The organism is Agrobacterium sp. 22-3639C2 (assembly GCF_053522105.1).
The window spans coordinates 70290-89972 of the sequence record NZ_JBNWDB010000006.1 but is presented as its reverse complement, the minus strand read 5'-3'; the positions used below and the strand labels follow the sequence as shown (position 1 = coordinate 89972).

Genomic DNA, 19683 nt, shown 5'->3' with positions numbered 1-19683 from the left:
TATCAGGCGGCCAGCATCTGTTCGATCTTTTCGCGGTTGAGGCCCTTTTCGCCTATGACGACGAGGCGGCTGCGGCGCTCTTCACCGGCCGCCCAGGGACGGTCATAATAATGGTTGACGCGGCTACCGACTGCCTGCACCTGCAGGCGCATCGGCTTGGTGGATACTTCGACGAAACCTTTGATGCGCAGAACATTTTCCGCAGCCGCCGTCTCGGCGATACGAGCCGCCAGCGCTTCCGGATCGGTCACGGCCGGCAGGTCGATGACGAAGCTGTCGAAATCGTCATGTTCGTGGTCGAGTTCACCATCGTGATGGGTGCGGCGGTTTTCGATATCCTCTTCAACCGCAAGACCGAGGCCGATCAGCACGGCCGGATCGATGACGCCATTCGAGGCGACGACGATCTTTGCGGCCCGCGGCAAATGCTCGAGAATATGAGCCTTCGCCTTTTCCAGACCGGCGCTATCGAGCAGATCCGCCTTGGTCAGCACGATAAGATCGGCACAGGCGATCTGGTCCTCGAAAACCTCTTCGACCGGATCGTCGTGATCGAGGGCTTCGTCATTTGCGCGCTGGGCGGCAAGGGCTTCCATGTCATGCGCCACCTGACCCTCGGCAAGGGCAGCGCCATCCACCACGGCAACCACAGCGTCAACCGTCACGCGGCTCTTGATGGCCGGCCATTGAAATGCCTGCACCAGCGGCTTGGGCAGGGCAAGGCCGGAGGTCTCGATGAGGATGTGCTCCACCTTCGGCTGGCGGCTCAGAATCTGTTCGATGGCCGGCTGGAAATCATCCGCCACCGTGCAGCAGATGCAGCCATTGGCCAGCTCAACGATGTTTTCCTCCGGGCAGCTCTCAATGCCGCATCCCTTGAGGATATCGCCATCGATGCCGATATCACCGAATTCGTTGACGATGATGGCAAGCCGCTTGCCATCAAGCTTTTCGAGGAGACCGCGCAGCAGCGTGGTTTTTCCAGCCCCCAGAAAGCCGGTGACGATGGTGCAGGGAACGCGGTCCAGAAGGGTGCTCATGATCTCTCCTCGGTAAAATCGAATGGGGGAATGCGCGCCACCATGCCGCGCTTCAATGTGTCGGGGCGGCAGCGCCAGGGCATCAGGCCATCTGCGGAGGCGGCCAGCATTTGTGCGCCCGTGAGCAGGTCTTCCGCATCGTTGGGCGTCAGCCCGCCGAATACATAGGACCAGCCATCGGCACCGCGCAGCACGGCACTGAGGCCTCGTTTGCAATTGGCAAGGCAATTGACGGAGCGAACATCGATGCCGGAGTCACGCGCTTTTGCGATGGCAGCTTCCGCAAGGATGGTGCCGGGGCGCGGCTCCGCATTGGGATCGGTGTCGTCGCGACAGCTTCGGCAGACAAAAACGACCACGCCGGAAGCTGTGTTGACTTCCATTGTCCCGTCCGCACAAGAAGATGTTGTGGTAATATCCAAACCGTTCCGCTTTCCGCGCCTTTAAACTCATCGGGGTGCGGATGTCGAAAACAGCGCACTGAAAAGCGCGGCTGCAAATCAATTCGACCGGCTGACCGGAGCACCCCGCCCGGGAGACGTTTTTTCCTGAAACGGCAGGTCTCCTGGCTTGCGGCTTTAAAACACCCTGCACCACCTTCCCGGGCCAATTTTATGGTCCAGTGGCTTCATAGTGCGGGCTTACCGCTTACAGTTGCGGGGGCAGCCACGGAATGACCCGTTATGGGGTGGAACCGTGTTCCCTCTTAGCTTTTCCCGTTGCCGGGAAAAGACCGTCAGTGCCTTACCCTTAGGCTGAACGGGCGTGACGGTCAATGCTGCCGGCTTGTCGATTGCCGGGTGCGGCAAATTGAGTATAGTCGCCGCTCCGAATGGCGGGGCATACGGTCCCGCGCCGCTGGACGAGAAGGAAAACGCGATGACACGCGATATCAGCGACAGCGAAGCCGAACGCCACCGGCAGAAAATGGTCAACCGCAAGACGGTTCAGGATGCCGAAGTCGCGGAAAAGACGATCGAAAAAGGTCTGCTGATGATCAATACCGGCCCTGGCAAAGGCAAATCCACGGCCGCTTTCGGCCTTGCTTTGCGCATGCTCGGCACCGGGCGGCGGGTCGGCGTCGTGCAATTCATCAAGGGCGCATGGTCGACGGGTGAACAGCAGGCCCTGACTTTGTTCGGCGACAGGGTGGAATGGCGCACCATGGGCGAGGGGTTTACCTGGGACACGCAGGACCTGAAGCGCGATGTCGCGGCAGCTACAAAGGCCTGGGAGGAAGCGAAAGCACTGATGGCCGACGAAACGATCGGATTGCTGGTTCTCGACGAACTGAACATTGCGCTCCGCTATGATTACCTGCCGCTGGAAGAGGTCGTCGAAACGCTTTCCAACCGTAGATCCGATCTGCATGTCATCGTTACCGGCCGCAACGCCAAACAGCCGTTGATCGACGCTGCCGACATGGTGACGGAAATGACCCTCGTCAAACATCACTTCAAGGCGGGCGTAAAGGCGCAGGCCGGGATAGAATACTGACATGACTGCACGTGTGCTGATGTTTCAGGGAACCGGCTCGGATGTCGGCAAATCGCTGATGGTGGCTGGCCTTGCCCGCGCCTTCATCAGGCGTGGCCTGTCCGTCATGCCGTTCAAGCCGCAGAACATGTCGAACAATGCGGCGGTCACCGCCGATGGCGGCGAGATCGGTCGCGCGCAGGCGCTGCAGGCGCGGGCGGCAGGCGTTCCGCTGTCGGTTCACATGAACCCGGTGCTTTTAAAGCCGCAGAGCGAAACCGGCGCACAGGTCGTCGTACAGGGCAAAATTGTCGGCAATGCCAAAGCTGCCGATTATCAGCACATGAAAGCCGGGCTGATGCCGCGTGTGCTGGAGAGCTTCGAGCACCTGAAACAACAGGCCGATCTGGTGCTGGTGGAAGGGGCGGGAAGTGCTTCCGAAATCAACCTCCGCGCTAACGACATCGCCAATATGGGTTTTGCCCGCGCCGCAGATGCTCCCGTGATTCTGATCGGCGATATCGACCGGGGCGGGGTCATCGCCAGCCTCGTGGGCACAAAAACCGTTCTCGAACGTGGTGATGCCGCGATGATAGAGGGCTTCATCGTGAACCGCTTTCGCGGTGACCCTATGCTGTTTTCAGACGGCATGCGGATGATCGCGGAAAAGACCGGCTGGGCGTCCATCGGGCTATTGCCGCATTTTTCCGATGCTGCGAAATTGCCAGCGGAGGACGCCCTTGGGCTTACTGGCCCAGCGCAACAAAAGCCCGGCGCGAAAATCCGCATTGCGGTGCCGATCCTGCCGCATATTTCCAATTTCGACGATCTGGATCCGCTCGACATGGAGCCGGATGTGGAACTGATCCGAGTGCGGCGGGGCGAGACCATTCCCGCCGATTGCCGGCTGGTTCTGCTCTGCGGTTCGAAATCCACCATAGCTGATCTCGCCGTGCTGAAAAATGCAGACCTCGACATCGACATCAAGGCACATGTGCGCCGCGGCGGTTATGTTCTCGGTCTCTGCGGCGGATACCAGATGCTTGGAAAAACCGTTGCCGACCCTGACGGCATCGAAGGACCACCAATGACGGTCGAGGGGTTGGGCCTGCTGGATGTGACGACGGTTTTGACCGGCGACAAGAGGCTCGTTTCCGTGCAGGGACAGAGTTTCGACGGAATTCCCTTATCCGGCTATGAAATGCATGTTGGCGAGACGACGGGTGCTGCGTGCAACCTGCCATTTTCGACCATTGACGGGCATGCCGATGGCGCAATTTCGCCCGATGGCCGCATCTTAGGCACCTATATCCACGGCCTGTTTGCGGATGACCGCCAACGCGGGGCGTGGCTTGAGCGGCTTGGTGGGCAGGGCACTGAATTGAACTATGATGCGCAGGTGGATGCCGTTCTTGATCGCCTGGCGGCCCATATGGAGAACCACCTCGATCTCGACAGACTGCTTTCTATAGCGCGATAAGGATTGCCAGCAATCCGAACAGCGCGATCAGCAGGAAGTCTGCGATCCTCGCCAGCCTGAGCGCTGTGCGAATATCGCCAGCAACCAGTGTCGCTCTTCCGCCTTCGCCCATGAAACGAGCCTCGATCATCTGCCCGCCATAGGAGCGCGGCCCGGCCAGCGCAAAGCCCAGTGCCCCGGCCAATGCCGCCTCCGGCCAGCCGGCATTGGGAGAGCGGTGATGCCGCGCATCGCGGCGTATCGCGGCAATTGCCCCTTTCGGTGATGCACCCTTCACGAAAAACGCGGCGACCACGAAAAGACCGCCGCTCAGTCTCGATGCCGGCAAATTGACCAGATCGTCCAGCCGGGCCGACGCACAACCAAAGGCCTCATGGCGTGGCGAGCGATGACCGATCATGCTGTCGGCCGTGTTGATTGCCTTATAACCCGCACCGCCTGGCAGCCCCAGAAGACCAAGCCAGAGGGAAGGGGCGACAATGCCGTCAGAGAAATTTTCAGCCAGGCTTTCAATCGCCGCCCGGCAGATTGCCGCCTCATCCAGCGCCTGCGGATCGCGCCCGACGATCATGGAGACAGCTTTGCGCCCGCCGTCAATCCCCTCGCGTTCCAGCGCAATGGCGACGGCCTCCACATGCTGTTCCAGACTTTTTTGGGCCGGAAGTGACGCCCCAAGCACCGCAACAAGCAACAGACCAAGGGGCAATAAAAGCAGAACCGATTGCACTAACCATGCAACAAGCACCGTCAGCGCCAGAAAAACGGAAAGCGCCACGACGCCTGCCGCCTTGCGCTGCGAAAATGAAGCACTCTCCCGGTTCCATTTTTTGTCCAGCAGCGCGATAAGCGAACCGATCCAGGTGACGGGATGACCGATGCGTTTGAACAGCCAGTCCGGATATCCAGTCAGGCGTTCGATCAAGAGCGACAGAAAAGCGAGAGCGAAGAACATGGGCGATAAGGTACCGGAAAAGGCGCAGGCTACGATCCGTCACGGCGGCAATCTCGGCAAGGCGCGTCTGATGTTTCCTGAAGCGCCGGAACCGTGGATCGACCTGTCGACCGGGATCAATCCGCACTCCTACCCGCATTCTCCCGTTCCCGCCAGCGCATTTGCCCGCCTGCCGGAGCCTGACGCGGCCGAAGAATTGAAAAGGCTGGCCGTCGCCTCTTTCGGCGCACCATCAGCCGGGCATGTGGCTCTGTCCCCCGGCACCCAGATGCTGATGCCATTGCTGGCTCACCTGGCACTCGAACGCGGAGCGAAAAGCGGAGCCGTGCTCTCCCCCGCTTATGCCGAACATGCCCGAACCGCGCGCATGGCCGGACTGGCAGTGACCGAGGTAGACCATATCAGTGGTCTGTCAGCTTACGACTATGCGGTGGTGGTCAATCCCAACAACCCCGATGGTCGCATCACGGATCGAGAAGCTTTGTTGTCGCTGGCCGAGGCGATGCGCCGCAAAGGCGGCCTGCTCGTCGTAGACGAGGCCTTTATCGAGACGGGACATACGGAAAGCCTTGCAAATGCCGCAGGGCGCGACGCGCTGGTGGTACTGCGATCCTTCGGCAAGTTCTATGGCATGGCAGGGGTCCGGCTCGGTTTTGCGCTTGCGCATCCCGACATCGCTGCCGAACTGGAGGCAAGGCTTGGCCCCTGGGCAGTATCCGGGCCGGCGCTCAATATCGCGATGCAGGCTTTGGCGGACAGGGAATGGCAATCATCCATGCGCCTCCGGCTTGCGGCAGAAGCACAGCGTATGAGTGAATTGCTGGAAAAAGCGGGCCTGAAGATTGCCGGCGGTACGTCCCTGTTTACCCTGGTGCGGGACCACCGGGCCAAAGAACTGTTCGATCACCTTGGCCTGCACGGCATTCTGGTGCGCATTTTTGATGAAAGGCCGAACGACATGCGTTTCGGCCTTCCCGGCAGCGAAGCGGAGTGGCAGCGCCTCACGGAAGCGCTGTTATCCTTCAATCATCCCTTGAACGTGTAGGTCGCAATAGAATCCGGCTTCATTTCAATGGAGAAACCGGGCAGCTTCGGCGGCATGTACGCGGCATTGCGAATATCGCAGGGTTCGATGAAATGCTCGTGCAGATGGTCGACATATTCGATCACGCGGCCTTCCTTGGTGCCGGAAACCACGAGATAGTCGATCATCGACAGATGCTGCACATATTCGCAAAGGCCGACGCCACCGGCATGCGGCCAGACCGGCAAATTGTATTTGGCAGCAATCAACAAAACCGCCAGCACCTCGTTGAGACCACCCATGCGGCAGCTGTCGATCTGCACGACGTCGATTGCACCTTCGGCGATGAACTGCTTGAACATGATACGGTTCTGGCACATTTCGCCGGTTGCCACCTTCACGGAGCCGATGGCTGCACGGATCTTGCGATGGCCGGCGACATCGTCCGGGCTGGTCGGCTCTTCAATGAAGAAGGGCTTGGCGAAGGCAAGTTGCTTGACCCATTCAATCGCCTGATCCACTTCCCACACCTGGTTGGCGTCGATCATCAGATAACGGTCGGGGCCGATCACCTCGCGGGCGATGGTGAGGCGGCGGATATCGTCTTCGAGATCACGGCCAACCTTCATCTTTACATGGTTGAAACCGGCATCTATCGCTTCCTGGCAAAGACGGCGCAGCTTGGCGTCGTCATAACCGAGCCAGCCGGCTGATGTGGTGTAGCAGGCGTAGCCTTCGTTCTTCAGCGTCTCGATACGTTCCTTTTTGCCGCTTTCGGCTTTTTTGAGGATCGCAAGCGCATCGTCCTTCGTCAGCACGTCAGTTAGATAACGGTAATCGACGATATCGGCGATTTCTTCAGGGCTCATATCGGCAACAAGCTGCCAGACCGGCTTACCCGCCTTTTTGGCCAGCAAATCCCAGACAGCATTGACGACAGCGCCGGTGGCGAGATGCATCGCGCCCTTGTCCGGGCCGATCCAGCGAAGCTGGCTATCACCAGTTAGGTGGCGCCAGTATTTGCCGGGGTTCTCGGTCACCGTCGCCAGATCGGTTCCCACCACCAGATGGCGCATCGCCTTGATGGCCATGCAGCAAATCTCATTGCCGCGGCCAATGGTGAAGGTCAGCCCGTGACCTTTCAGTTCCGGTTCGTCGGTGTCGAGAATGACGTAAGCCGCCGAATAATCCGGGTCGGGGTTCATCGCATCCGAACCATCAAGGCTCTGGGAGGTCGGAAAACGCAGGTCGAAAACTCGCAGATCAGTAATTTTGGTCATGGCCGTTCACTCGCGGTCAGTGTCAAAGGAAATCGTTCAGTCGTGATGGAAGGTTTCTTCCATCATTGCCCACCACTCGCCTTCCTTGCGGCTTTCGAGTGGTTGCTGGCAGGGAATGGTGAAAGACCACCATTCCTGGTTCTTTGGGCTTGCCGCCATCTTCGCCATATCGGCGCTGAAATCGGTGCCGTGATATTCCCAATATCCGAACAGCAGATTTTCCGGTTCGCGCAGGAAGATCGTGTAGTTGCGTATGTTGCAATCGCTGATGAGCGCCAGAATTTCGGGCCAGACGGCGGCGTGCAGTCTTCTATATTCCGCAATCATGTCCGGTTTGACGCCGATGACCATTCCCATGCGCTGCATACAAAACTCCGTTATTGCTTGATGGTGGCGAGCGCCGCACGCAGTTTCTGCTGCGGCACGTTTAACCCCAGACGTTCCGCCGCTGCGATGACCGGGACAAAACGACGGCGTTTCTTTTCATCGTGATTGCCTGAAATGTCCGCGAGCCGGTGGGCGAGAAAGGGGTTCAGGAAACGCTCCCGCACAGCAAGGATATAGGCTTGCGCTTCTTCCCCCATGCCTTCTGCGGCAAAGACCGGCAGAACCTCGTCCCGCCAGAGCGTTTCCAGATCTCCCGAAAGCGCATCGTCGGCCATTGCCTGCCGCACCGTCTCGTCTTTCGCACGGGCATCCCGCAACCATCGCTCCGCCAGATAGGAATGACCAAGATTGAGCAGGAACAGCTTCAGCTTTTCATAGTGGTCGAGATCATCAGTCAGCACCACCGCAGGGTGGGTGCAGGGCAGAACAAGGCCCTCCTGCTTCTCGATTGCCCAAAGCGCATAGGGCTCGGCAACTGCGCCAACCGGATCGATCGGCTCGGAAACGATGCGGTCTACAAGGCTGTTGGCAAAACGGCATTTCTCATTCAGGTAGAAGCCGAAACCCGCCGGCAGCTGCCATTCGTCGGCAAGCTGGCGAACAACCTCTTTCAACCGGTCGCCGTTGCGCGGAACAAGCTCGCAAGGAAAGATCGATACAGGGGCTTCCGGATTGGTCTGAAAACGTTCCAGCAGCAACAGGCAGAGCTTTGCAGGAAAACTCTTTGGTACAAGCGTGAAGTCGTCGGCAAGACCCGGCCCGTCGAACGAATCCAGCTCATAACCGCGGTCACCCGTATTGGACAGAATGACCCCTGCCCCGCAGGCGATGCGCCTCACCTCGGCCCAGTCGGCCGCCGCCGTCAGCGCGCGCGCGACAGCCTTACCTGGAATTTCCTCATCCACCTCTTGCCCGTCGCGAATGCCGCGAATGCGCACCGGATAGGGCGTGCCATCGTTCAATGCTGCCACACGCTTCAGGCTCTCAGCATTGCCGGTCGTCTGGACGATTGCGATGCGCCCGAGAGCCTCGCCTTTTTCCAGCGCCTGCGAAATGAACAAATCCGCATGGGCCAGAAGAAAGCGGCTGGTACCGAATTGCAGGATGGGTGTGTCGGTCGTCATGCGACCTCCACCATGCCCTTGATGACTCCGGCTTTCGGATCAGTCAGCCCGGCGAATTTGGAAGGCACATCGGCAAGTGTCATGCGGTGAGTGATGAGTGCCTCCGGTACCTTGCCTTCCCGCAGCGCCTGCAGCACCCGCTCGAAATCCTCCGGCGTGGCGTTGCGGCTGCCGAGCAGCGTGGTTTCGCGCTTGTGAAACTCCGGATCGTTGAAGGAGATGTCGCTGGCAACGATGGAAACCAGCACATAGGAACCGCCGTGGCCGACGAAGGAAAAGCCACGCTCCATGGCTTTAGGATTACCGGTCGCATCAAAAACGGCATCGAAGAAATCGCCGCCGGTGATATCCGACAGACGATCCTTGTCGCCCTCGCCAAGCGTCACCGTATGGGCAACGCCGAGATGGTCCTTGCAGAAATCCAGCCGGTCGGTGCGCCCGTCAATCATCGTCACCTCGCCGCCATCGAGAACGGCGAAAACCGCAACCGCCATGCCGATCGGACCGGCACCGACGATCAGGACCTTCTGACCCTTTTCCACCGACCCACGACGCACGGCATGCGCGCCAATCGCCAGAAATTCGGTCATTGCCGCCTGATCGAGGCTCAAGCCCTCCGCCTTCAGCACGAATTGCTGCGGAACGCTCAGATATTCGACCATGCCGCCATCGCGATGAACGCCAAGCACACCGATGTTGCGGCAGCAATTGCTCTTTCCTTTACGGCAGGCGCTGCACTCACCACAGGAAATATAGGGTATGACGGTAACCACATCGCCCGCCGAAAGATGGCTGCCTTCCGGTGCCTCTTCCACCGTGCCGGAAAGCTCGTGGCCCATGATGCGCGGATAAGAAAGATAAGGCTGATTACCGGTGAAAATATGCAGGTCCGTGCCGCAGACACCAATGCGACGAATACGCACCAGCACTTCACCTTCGCCACGGGCGGGCTTTGGTAGTTCCTTGGGGACAAGTTGACCGGGGGTCTCGCAGAAAATCGCCAGCATGCATCACCTGTTGGGAAGGGAATAAAAACGAACGGCGTTGCCGCCAAAGACGGCCGCATGGTCGTGCTCAGGCACGATTTCGCGGCAGAAGTCCAGCCATTCCTGATAGTCGCCAGCCAGCCGCAATACCGGCCAGTCGCTGCCGAAGATCACGCGTTCGCCGCCGAACAGTTCCAAAATGGTTTCGGCATAGGGCCTGACGGCTTCCGGTCTCTGCTCGCCACGCTCGGTCAACAGGCCGGACAGCTTGCAATGGAGGTTGGGAAGGGCCGCCAAAGCTGCCATGTCCCTGCGCCAGTCGCCATATTGGCCCGTGGCGATAAGCGGCTTCGCCCCGTGATCGATGACAACAGGCAATTGCGGATGGCGGCGCGCGAAGGCGAGAAGATGCGACAGATGCGGCGGCAGGACCAGCGCATCGAACACCAGTGCATGTTTCACCAGCGCATCCACAGCGGCATCGAGCGCGGGATCGTCGATCCAGGTCACATCTTCCATGCCTTGCAGCATCGGCCGTACGCCCTTGAAGGCCGGATGTTTTGCCCGCCGGGAGATTTCCGCCGCAGCATCCACGGACTTCATGTCCACCCAGCCGACAACGCCCTTGATGAAATCGGTGCTGCCAGCCAGATGGAGCATGAAATCCGTATCGGCCGCACTTTCCATCGTCTGCACCAGCACCGTTCCGGAAACTCCGGCCTTTGCCAGCAGAGGAGACAGATCCTGCGGAAGAAAATCCCGGTAGATGGCAGCCAGAGACGGTGGCGGCCATTGCCCGGCACGATCCTTCATCAGCCAGAAATGCTGGTGGGCATCGATGATCATCGCTTCAGGCCTTTGTGCCAGGCACAGGTGCGCCTTCGGAAATCAGGCCACGCTTTTGCAGCTCCGACCAGAATTCGTCCGGAACAACCTGTTCGAACCATTCGATGTTTGCGGCAAGTTGCTGCGCATTGCGCGCGCCGGATACGACCGTGACCGAAGCCGGATGCCCGAGCGGAAACTGCAGCGCAGCCGCCTGCAATGAAACACCAACGTCGTCACAAACGCCCTGAAGCGCATTCACCCGCGTGATGATGTCGGCAGGCGCATCGGCATAGTTGAATTTGCGGTTGCCTGCCAGAATGCCTGAATTGAAAGCACCGGCGACCACGATCGCAACACCGGTTTCCGCGCAGCGGTTCATGAAGGCAAGGCTCTGCTGCTCCAGAAGCGTATAACGGCCGGCAAGCATGGCAACGTCGATGTCGAAAACATCCATGGCGTCGCCGACGATTTCCCACTCGTTCACGCCGAGGCCGATAGCACCCGTCGACCCTTCCTCGCGCAGCTTGCCGAGTGCCCGGAAGCCGCCGCCGGTGGTCAGCTGCTCCCAGTAGTGCTGGTGCTTTTCGCCATGCGTGAAAGAGCCGATATCGTGCACATAGAGAATATCCGGCTTCAGAACGCCGAGCCGCTGCTGGCTCGCTTCGAAGGAGCGTAGAATACCGTCATAGGAATAATCATAGACCGGGCGGAAAGGCAGCGGCGCAATATAGGCGTCCTCTTCCGGGCCCACAGTTTCATCAGGAACCATGACGCGACCGACCTTGGTGGAGAGGGTGTATTCGCTTCGGTCATGCTCCGTCACCATGGTTCCAAGACGACGCTCCGAACGCGTGTAACCGTAAAAAGGTGCGGTATCGAAATAGCGAATGCCGCTTTCCCATGCCTTGTCAAACGCGCCTTTGGATTCCTCGTAGGGCGTAACGCGGTAGAGATTACCCATCTGCGCGCAACCAAGACCCATGATCGTGACTTCAACGGCACGGCGCGGCAATTTACGTGTATCGGAGACTTTCATCGCAAGGGCTTCCTGAATTTTTCGGTAGAGCGGATGTTGAAAACCGTATGCGGTATTGACTGAAATCCCGCTTCTGAAATTTGTGATGCGCGCCGCTCAAAGAGCGGCGCGCCGTCATGCGTTAATAAAGAACGTTCTTGGCTTCCGGCTTCTCGATATTGTCCTTGGTGACAACAACAACGCCGGTGTCGACGAACTTTTCGACCTTTTCCTTGCTGATGAGCTTGGAAACGGTCTGGATGCCCTTTTCGCCCATCTGATACGAACCCTGAACGACGATGCCGGCCAGCGTGCCGTCCTTGACGAAGCCCTGAAGGTCCTGGTTACCATCAAAGCCGATGCCGACAACCTTGCCTGCCTTACCGGCCTGGGCGAGCGCGCGGCCTACACCGATTGCGGTGGGTTCGTTGGCGCCGAAGATGCCCTTGAGATCGGAATTGGCGGCCAGAACGTCGGTTGTCTGGTTCAGCGCCGTCGCCATCTGCGACTGCGAATAGAACGGACCTACGATCTTGAGGTTTGAATGCATCTGGATATAGTCGGTGAAACCGCCAACGCGTCCGATTTCCGAACCGGCACCGGCGACGTAGGACATCACGGCGATCTTGCCTTCCTTGCCAACCTTGTCGATCAGCGCCTGAGCAGCCAGTTCGCCGGCTTTCTTGTTATCGGTCGCCAGGAAGGACTGATAATATTGCTCGGAACCCTTGGCGAGCTGTGAGTCGATCAGAACCACGGGAATGCGGGCTTCCCAGGCTTTCTTGACAGCCGGAACCAGCGCATCAGGATCGGAAGGAGCAAGAACGATACCCGAAACCTTACGGTTTACAGCGTTTTCAACCATGTTGACCTGATCGGCGATGGCCGATTCAGAAGCCGGACCCTGGAAGGTCATGGTGTTGCCGGCAGAGTCCTTCATCGCCGCATCGGCGCCCTTCTGAACGTTCTGCCAGAAGGTGGAGTTGACGGTCTTGACGATGACGGCGATTTCGCCGGCCTGCACGGTGGAGACGCTCCACAGCGCGATTGCGGATGTCAGAAGGGCGGTCGTAAGCTTGTTCATTTCTTCCTCCGTGATGTCGGCATACCGGGCCTCCCGTGCCGATCTTGTTTGCGGATAGGGTCCGCAGCCCTGTATCAGCGACGGTTGCGCAGCTGGTCGATCCAGACGGTGACCAGAATGACAAGACCGATGATGATCTGTTGCGTGAAGGCGGACACGCCATTCATATTGAGACCGTTGCGCAGGATGCCTATGACGAAGGCACCGATTGCCGTGCCTGAAATCGTACCCACGCCGCCGATGAGCGATGTGCCGCCGATAACGGCGCTGGCAATGGCGTCCAGCTCATACATCACGCCCTCATTCGGCTGGGCTGTGACGAGGCGCGACATCAGCACGCAACCGGTCAACCCGGCGAGCGTACCGGACAGGATGTAGGTGAAATTGGTGACGCGTGCGACGTTTACCCCGGACAGACGCGCAGCATCCGCATTCGAACCGACGGCATAGATGTGACGGCCAAGGATGGAGCGGTTGAGCATGAAGGAAACAGCCAGCGCAATAACCACCATGAGGATGACGGGGTAGGGAATGCCCGGAAACACTACGTTCGGAAAACCGTCATCACCGATATTGACGATGCGGAAGAGGGCGCCGTTGCCGAGTTCACCGAAGGATTCGCCGAGGCCGGAAACCGCTCGCGCGCCGGTGATCTGCAGTGCCACGCCACGGGCGATCAACATCATGCCGAGTGTCGCGATAAACGGTGGCAGCTTGAAGCGCGTGACCATGAGGCCATTGATGAGACCGCAAAGCGACCCCGTCAGAATGCCAAGCAGCATGCCGACCGGCACCGGCATACCCAACTCCTTCACCGCAAGCGCGGCAACGACACCGGCCAGAGCAAGCACCGAACCAACGGAAAGATCGATGCCGCCGGTGATGATGACGCAGGTCGCACCAATGCCGAGAAGGGCGATGGAGGTCACCTGAAGCGCAATGGTCATGGCATTGTTGACGGAGAAGAAGGCGCTGCTGGTGGCGGAAAACACCATAACCAGCACAACGAGACTGCCAAGAGCCGCAAACTTCTGGATGATGTCCTTCTGGCGGTCGCTGAAAGCGAAGCTCTTCTTGGGTTCTGCAATATTAGCCATGTCGTTCCTCACTGCGCGGCCCGGCCGTAACCGGACGCGTACCGCATGATTTCTTCCTGATTGGTCTTGGCGGTCTCAAGCACGCCCGTGATCCGGCCCTGGTGGAAAACGGCGATACGATCCGTCAGTCCCAGAATTTCCGGCAGTTCCGAACTGATGAGAATGACGCCGATGCCCTGTGCAGCCAGCTCGTCCATGATCTTGTAGATCGCGAATTTTGCGCCGACATCGATGCCGCGCGTCGGCTCGTCGAAAAACAGCACGCGCGACTGCCGGAACAGCCATTTGCCAATGATGATTTTCTGCTGATTGCCACCTGAAAGCAGCCGCACCGTCTGTTCGATCGAAGGGGTACGGATGTTGAGGAGATCGACGTAACGTCTGGCGACATCGTCGTGCTTCTTGAAGTCGATCAGCCCGAAGCGGTTGGAGACCTCGCCGATATTGGCAAGCGTCGTATTGGCCGCAACCGACATCTTTATCGCAAGACCATCGCTTTTGCGGTCTTCGGACAGATAGGCGATACCCTCTTCGATGGCATCTCGCGGGGAACTGATGGAAAGCTCCCGCCCGTTGAAAACGACCTTGCCAGCATCCAGAGGATCGGCACCGAAGATCGCCCGTGCGACTTCCGTGCGACCCGCACCCATCAGTCCGGCAAAGCCGAGAATCTCACCGCGCCGCAGCGAGAAACCGACATCGTGGAACACACCCTTGCGCGTCAGCCCTTCCACAGAGAAAATAACATCATCCGTAGGGCGCGACGTGCGTTCCGGGAACTTCTCCTCCAGCGAACGCCCGACCATGCGCGTGACGATATCGTCAACGGTGATCGATGCAAAATCGTCGGTGGAAATATAACGCCCGTCCCGCAAAACCGTCACGCGGTCGACGATTTCGGCCATTTCATCGAGCCGGTGGGAAATATAGACGATGCCGACGCCAGAAGCCTTGAGATCGCGGATCACCTTGAACAATAGCCGCGTTTCCTGCTCGGTCAGCGAGGAGGTCGGCTCATCCATGATGAGGACTTCAGCATCCAGGGAAAGCGCCTTGGCAATTTCCACCATCTGACATTGAGCGACCGAGAGGCCTCGGACAATCTGGTCAGGGTCGATATCGACGCCCAGCCGATCGAGACAGCGCTTTGCATCAAGCCGCAGTTTCTTGCGGTCGACGAGGAAACCACGGCGCGGCTCGCGGGCGAGATAGATGTTCTCGGCAACGGAAAGATGCGGAACGAGGTTGAGTTCCTGATGGATGATGGCGATGCCGGCGGCTTCGGATTCCAGCGGCGATGCATATTGCACTTTGACGCCCTTGTGCAGGATGGTTCCGTCGCTTGGCTGGTAAACGCCGCTGATGATTTTCATCAGGGTGGATTTTCCGGCACCGTTTTCGCCGCAGACAGCGTGAACCTCGCCGCTGCGCAAGTCGAAATGCACATTCGACAACGCTTTGACGCCCGGAAATTCCTTGCTGATGTTTTCGAGACGCAGGAGGCCTGAACCAAGGCCGCGCGCCGTCTCCTCAGGCGAAAAATCGCCTCGAATTGTCGATGCGCCCTGCGACATCAAGAAACCTCCACCCGCGCTCCCCGCTCCACCGGGGGCAATAATGAGCCAAATGGTTAGGCCGCTTTTTTAAAATGGTCAAGCCAATTAGCCCAAAATTTGAATCCCGCGTCTGGTACATGCAAAATCATCTCAAAAGACTTCTTGAAATAACACTGTGAATTCATGTATTTAAGTAATTTCTTGCGTATTGATGCGCTTGGCGCTACGGTAAGGCCAAATTCAGATAACAGACAAGGTTCGTCAGAAAACACATGAATGGTCAGGCCAAAATAGCGGAACCACGCAGGCTTTATCAGCAGATTGCGGACCAGATACGCGAGCTGATCGATCTGGGAGAGTTTCTGCCTGGAACACGACTTCCCGCCGAACGGGAACTGGCACAGAAGCTCGGGGTTTCGAGACCATCACTGCGCGAGGCACTGATTGCGCTTGAAATCGACAACACCGTCGAAATCCGCATGGGTTCCGGTGTCTATGTGTCCACCGAGGCCCTTCAGACAACCCACAACACCAAATCCTTGGGCGACAGCCCCTCCGAACTGATGCAAGCGCGCGCAGCGCTGGAAGGCGCAACAATCGTACTGGCGGCGAGCCGCATGACCGATGAAACGATTGCAAACCTTCGCCAGATTCTCAACACGATGCAGCAGGAAATCGAGGCCGCGCGCAAACCTCTCGATCAGGACCGGCTTTTCCACGTCACCATTGCCGAACAATCCGGTAACAGCGTTCTGGCCCGGCTGGTGGCAAACCTCTTCGATGAGCGCCACAGCCCGATTTCGGCACAATTGCGTGTGAAATTTGAGGATCGCGATACCTGGACCCACGCCCTTCAGGAGCACGAGGCGATTTTGGCGGCCCTGGAGTTGAAAGATCCGCTGCTGGCGCAGGCGGCCATGCATACCCATCTGGAAGGTTCCAAGAGACGCTGGGTAGACGGCTGAATTCAAAACATAGCAGGCAATGTACCGGGGAGGAGAAAAACCCGTGAGTGAGAATTCCGAGGCAACCATTTTGCTGAACGCCAACGACAATGTCGCGGTGGCACGCCGGTCGATACCGGCCGGTGGTGCGACGGGCAGAGGCGATCTGACAGCCCGGGAGCTGATCGGACGCGGCCACAAGGTGGCCCTGACGTTTATCAGATCCGGAGACGAGGTCCTGAAATACGGACAGGTGATCGGCATCGCGACACAGGATATCGAGCCTGGCCGGCATGTGCATCTGCACAATCTCGCCATGGTGCCTTCCGAACACACGCATCAGTTCAGTGTCGATATCGAGGAAAAAGGCATGCTGCCCGAGGGCGAGCGCCGGACCTTCAAGGGTTTTGACCGGGGTCTCGGTGGCGTTGGCACACGCAACTACATCGGCGTCATCGCATCCGTGAACTGTTCCGCCACCGTGTCGCGTTACATCGCCGATTATTTTAACAAGCAGGGCGGCCTTGAAGGGTTCGACAATGTCGACGGCGTTGTGGCACTGACCCATGGCGGCGGCTGCGCGCTCAATACGAAATCGGAAGGTTATCGTCTTCTGATCCGCACCATTCAGGGTTATGCCCGCCACCCGAATTTCGGCGGTATTCTGCTGATCGGCCTCGGCTGTGAGACCAACCAGATCGCCCCCATCCTCGAACATTACAAGATGGAGGAGGGCGAACGGCTGCGCACCATGACGATCCAGCAGCACGGCGGCACACGAAAAACGATCGATGCCGCCATTGCCGAGATTAAGGCGATGCTGCCAATGGTCAATGCTGCCCAGCGCACTGAACAGCCGCTTTCGAAACTGAAGGTGGCGCTGGAATGTGGCGGTTCGGATGGTTACTCCGGAATATCGGCAAACCCGGCCCTGGGATATGCATCAGACCTCATCGTCCGCAACGGCGGTACAACGGTTCTTGCCGAAACGCCGGAGATTTACGGTGCTGAACACCTGCTGACGAAGCGTGCCGTCACGCCTGCTGTTGCCGAAAAGCTTTTGCAGCGCATCGACTGGTGGCGGGATTATACCGCTCGCAACGGCGATGAGCTGAACAACAACCCATCGCACGGCAACAAGCTTGGTGGACTGACCACCATTCTGGAAAAATCGCTGGGCGCAGTGGCCAAAGGTGGCTCCATGCCACTGAAAGCGGTCTACGAATTCGCGGAAACCGTTACTGAGCAGGGCTTCGTCTTCATGGATACGCCCGGTTACGATCCTGTTGCCGTCACCGGCCAGGTCGCCGGCGGCTGTAACGTCATCTGTTTCACCACCGGCCGCGGCTCCGTATCGGGATTCAAGCCGGCACCCTGCATCAAGATCGCCACCAATTCCGAAATGTATGAACACATGAAGGAAGACATGGACCTCAACTGCGGCGAGATCGTTACCGGCGCGGAAACCATCGAGGAATCCGGCAAACGAATTTTCGAGCACATTCTTGCAGTCGCTTCGGGAGACAAGACCGTCAGTGAGATTTACGACTACGGCGACAATGAATTTGTGCCGTGGCAGGTGGGCGCGGTTACCTGACCCGCTTCCAATATGTGCATCGGACTGTCCCACGTGAAACAAAAGGCCCGGAAATCACTTTCCGGGCCTTTTAAATTCTGTGCGCCGTTTCTGCTTAATGGCGGAAGTGACGCATGCCGGTAAAGACCATCGCCACATTGTGCTCATTGGCCGCATCGATCACCTCCTGGTCGCGCATGGAACCACCAGGCTGAATGACTGCGGTGGCACCTGCTGCAATAGCTGCAAGCAAACCATCGGCGAAGGGATAAAACGCTTCAGAAGCCACGGCAGAGCCCCGCGTCAGCGGCTCAGCAAGGCCGAGTGCCTTGGCCGCATCTTCCGCCTTCTGGGCGGCGATACGGGCGGAATCCACCCGGCTCATCTGTCCGGCGCCGATACCTGCCGTCTGGCCGTCCTTGGCATAGATCACCGCATTGGACTTCACGTGCTTGGCAATCTTGAAGGCGAACTTCATGTCTTCAAGTTCCTGAGGTGTCGGCACACGCTTGGTGACCACCTTCAGTTCCAGATCCTCGACCATGCCGTTGTCACGGCTCTGAACCAGAAGACCGCCGGAAACCGTCTTGGCCGTAATGCCGGCAGCGCGCGGATCTGGCAGGCCACCAGCTGCCAGCAGTCGCAGATTGGGCTTGCGGGCGATAATGGACTTTGCCTCTTCCGTCACATCGGGTGCAATGATGACTTCGGTGAAGAGCTTGACGATCTCTTCTGCCGTTTCCGCATCGAGCGTGCGGTTCAAGGCGATGACGCCGCCAAAGGCCGAAACGGAATCGCATGCCAGCGCGCGCCGGTAGGCTTCTGCAAGTGTAGGACCCGTCGCAACACCACAGGGGTTGGCGTGTTTGATGATCGCTACAGCCGGCGCATTTTCCGGCAGGAATTCCGCTACCAGCTCGTAGGCTGCATCCGTATCATTGATGTTGTTATAGGAAAGCTGCTTGCCCTGAAGAAGCGTCGCCGTGGAAACACCGGGGCGCTTTTCGCCGGTCAGGTAAAAACCGGCGCTCTGGTGCGGGTTCTCGCCGTAACGCATTTTTTCCTTCAGCGCACCGCCGATGGCACGATAATCCGGCGTTTCGATAGCCAGCGCCTCAGCAAACCAGTTGGAAATCACCGCATCATAAGCGGCGGTGCGGGCATATGCCTTGGCGGCGAAGGTCTGGCGCAGCGCGTAGGAGGTTTGACCGTCATCGGCCTGCAGGGCTTCCACCAGCGCAGGGTAGTCGGACGGATCGGTGACAACAGTGACATAGGCGTGGTTCTTGGCCGAAGCGCGGATCATTGCCGGGCCGCCAATATCGATATTCTCGACCGTCGTGGGGTAGTCGCCACCCTTGGCGCGAACCTCCTCGAAGGGATAGAGATTGATGACGGAGAGATCGATCGCCTCGATACCGTGAGCCTTCATTGCCTCGACGTGATCAGCATCATCCCGGATAGCCAGAAGTCCACCATGCACGTTGGGATGCAGGGTCTTGACGCGACCATCCATAATTTCCGGGAAATTGGTCACATCGGAAACATCCGTTACCGGCAGTCCCGCGTCAGCGATGGCCTTTGCCGTGCCACCCGTCGACAGCAGCTTGACGCCAAGCTTGGACAGGACAGTCGCCAGCTCGATAATGTCCGTCTTGTCAGAAACGGAAAGAAGGGCTGTACGGATTTTGACTTTATCGGGAGCGGGGATTTTTTTGGAAACGACAGCCATCGGGCATACTCCGTTTAACGGGGAGGACAGGCTGGACTGGGATTGATCCAGCAATTGCCGCCGCGTTAACACAGCTTGCCATATTAATAAACAGCGGGGACG

Annotated in this window: 18 protein-coding genes and 1 riboswitch; of the genes, 5 read left to right on the top strand and 13 right to left on the bottom strand. The window is 58.6% G+C overall.

Features of this window, described 5'->3' with window-relative positions; genetic code table 11:
* Window positions 1-2 precede the first annotated feature (2 nt).
* Entirely contained in the window at window positions 3-1040 is a 1038-nt protein-coding gene (gene cobW, locus ACQZ6D_RS23765; protein ID WP_013636993.1) for a cobalamin biosynthesis protein CobW, read from the bottom strand.
* Window positions 1037-1423 carry a DUF1636 family protein gene (locus ACQZ6D_RS23760; protein ID WP_065705082.1) on the bottom strand — a complete coding sequence of 129 codons (387 nt, stop codon included), beginning with the start codon at window positions 1421-1423 and terminating at the stop codon, window positions 1037-1039. The genes cobW and ACQZ6D_RS23760 overlap by 4 nt, the downstream gene beginning before the upstream one ends.
* A gap of 155 nt (window positions 1424-1578) precedes the next feature.
* A riboswitch (cobalamin riboswitch) is annotated at window positions 1579-1793 on the bottom strand.
* Window positions 1794-1919: 126 nt separating this feature from the next.
* Between ACQZ6D_RS23760 and cobO the strand changes: the two genes are divergently transcribed.
* On the top strand, window positions 1920-2537 hold the full coding sequence (cobO, locus tag ACQZ6D_RS23755) for a cob(I)yrinic acid a,c-diamide adenosyltransferase (protein WP_035252400.1): 618 nt from the start codon (window positions 1920-1922) through the stop codon (window positions 2535-2537).
* A 1-nt stretch (window position 2538) separates the two neighbouring features.
* Window positions 2539-3996, top strand: coding sequence for a cobyric acid synthase (locus tag ACQZ6D_RS23750; RefSeq protein WP_065705080.1), 1458 nt, complete (start codon window positions 2539-2541; stop codon window positions 3994-3996).
* On the opposite strand, the gene cbiB is transcribed toward ACQZ6D_RS23750, so the two are convergent.
* A complete protein-coding gene (gene cbiB, locus ACQZ6D_RS23745; protein ID WP_065705079.1) occupies window positions 3983-4948 on the bottom strand; it encodes an adenosylcobinamide-phosphate synthase CbiB in 966 nt (321 codons plus the stop codon). The two genes, ACQZ6D_RS23750 and cbiB, sit on opposite strands and share 14 nt — an antisense overlap.
* Between cbiB and cobD the strand changes: the two genes are divergently transcribed.
* Window positions 4947-5993, top strand: a complete 1047-nt coding sequence (gene cobD, locus ACQZ6D_RS23740) for a threonine-phosphate decarboxylase CobD (protein WP_065705077.1) — start codon at window positions 4947-4949, stop codon at window positions 5991-5993. The two genes, cbiB and cobD, sit on opposite strands and share 2 nt — an antisense overlap.
* Here the strand turns inward: cobD and ACQZ6D_RS23735 are convergent.
* The 9 genes from ACQZ6D_RS23735 to ACQZ6D_RS23695 form a co-directional block, all read right to left on the bottom strand.
* Entirely contained in the window at window positions 5975-7252 is a 1278-nt protein-coding gene (locus ACQZ6D_RS23735; protein WP_003516405.1) for an L-fuconate dehydratase, read from the bottom strand. The genes cobD and ACQZ6D_RS23735 overlap by 19 nt on opposite strands.
* Window positions 7253-7288: 36 nt before the next feature.
* The gene (locus tag ACQZ6D_RS23730) at window positions 7289-7618 is read right to left on the bottom strand and encodes an L-rhamnose mutarotase (RefSeq protein WP_003516404.1); all 330 of its coding nucleotides are present in this window, start codon (window positions 7616-7618) and stop codon (window positions 7289-7291) included.
* A gap of 11 nt (window positions 7619-7629) precedes the next feature.
* Entirely contained in the window at window positions 7630-8763 is a 1134-nt protein-coding gene (locus tag ACQZ6D_RS23725) for a mannitol dehydrogenase family protein (protein WP_448730135.1), read from the bottom strand.
* Complete coding sequence (locus tag ACQZ6D_RS23720) at window positions 8760-9770, bottom strand: zinc-binding alcohol dehydrogenase family protein (protein WP_025594697.1); 1011 nt, start codon at window positions 9768-9770, stop codon at window positions 8760-8762. Before ACQZ6D_RS23720 ends, ACQZ6D_RS23725 begins: the two co-directional genes overlap by 4 nt.
* 3 nt (window positions 9771-9773) lie before the next feature.
* Window positions 9774-10595 carry an amidohydrolase family protein gene (locus ACQZ6D_RS23715; RefSeq protein WP_112178785.1) on the bottom strand — a complete coding sequence of 274 codons (822 nt, stop codon included), beginning with the start codon at window positions 10593-10595 and terminating at the stop codon, window positions 9774-9776.
* Between the two features lie 4 nt (window positions 10596-10599).
* A complete protein-coding gene (locus ACQZ6D_RS23710) occupies window positions 10600-11613 on the bottom strand; it encodes an aldo/keto reductase (RefSeq protein WP_112153934.1) in 1014 nt (337 codons plus the stop codon).
* 121 nt (window positions 11614-11734) lie between these two features.
* Entirely contained in the window at window positions 11735-12676 is a 942-nt protein-coding gene (locus ACQZ6D_RS23705) for an ABC transporter substrate-binding protein (protein ID WP_003516397.1), read from the bottom strand.
* Between the two features lie 74 nt (window positions 12677-12750).
* Window positions 12751-13773 carry an ABC transporter permease gene (locus ACQZ6D_RS23700; protein ID WP_003516396.1) on the bottom strand — a complete coding sequence of 341 codons (1023 nt, stop codon included), beginning with the start codon at window positions 13771-13773 and terminating at the stop codon, window positions 12751-12753.
* A gap of 8 nt (window positions 13774-13781) precedes the next feature.
* Window positions 13782-15347, bottom strand: coding sequence for a sugar ABC transporter ATP-binding protein (locus ACQZ6D_RS23695; RefSeq protein ID WP_013637002.1), 1566 nt, complete (start codon window positions 15345-15347; stop codon window positions 13782-13784).
* 254 nt (window positions 15348-15601) lie between these two features.
* Here ACQZ6D_RS23695 and ACQZ6D_RS23690 point away from each other — a divergent pair, with 254 nt between their 5' ends.
* A complete protein-coding gene (locus ACQZ6D_RS23690) occupies window positions 15602-16294 on the top strand; it encodes a FadR/GntR family transcriptional regulator (RefSeq protein ID WP_013637003.1) in 693 nt (230 codons plus the stop codon).
* 43 nt (window positions 16295-16337) lie between these two features.
* On the top strand, window positions 16338-17870 hold the full coding sequence (locus ACQZ6D_RS23685) for a UxaA family hydrolase (RefSeq protein ID WP_025594703.1): 1533 nt from the start codon (window positions 16338-16340) through the stop codon (window positions 17868-17870).
* A 94-nt stretch (window positions 17871-17964) separates the two neighbouring features.
* Here the strand turns inward: ACQZ6D_RS23685 and purH are convergent, their stop codons facing one another.
* Complete coding sequence (gene purH / locus ACQZ6D_RS23680) at window positions 17965-19581, bottom strand: bifunctional phosphoribosylaminoimidazolecarboxamide formyltransferase/IMP cyclohydrolase (RefSeq protein WP_065705073.1); 1617 nt, start codon at window positions 19579-19581, stop codon at window positions 17965-17967.
* Window positions 19582-19683 lie beyond the last annotated feature (102 nt).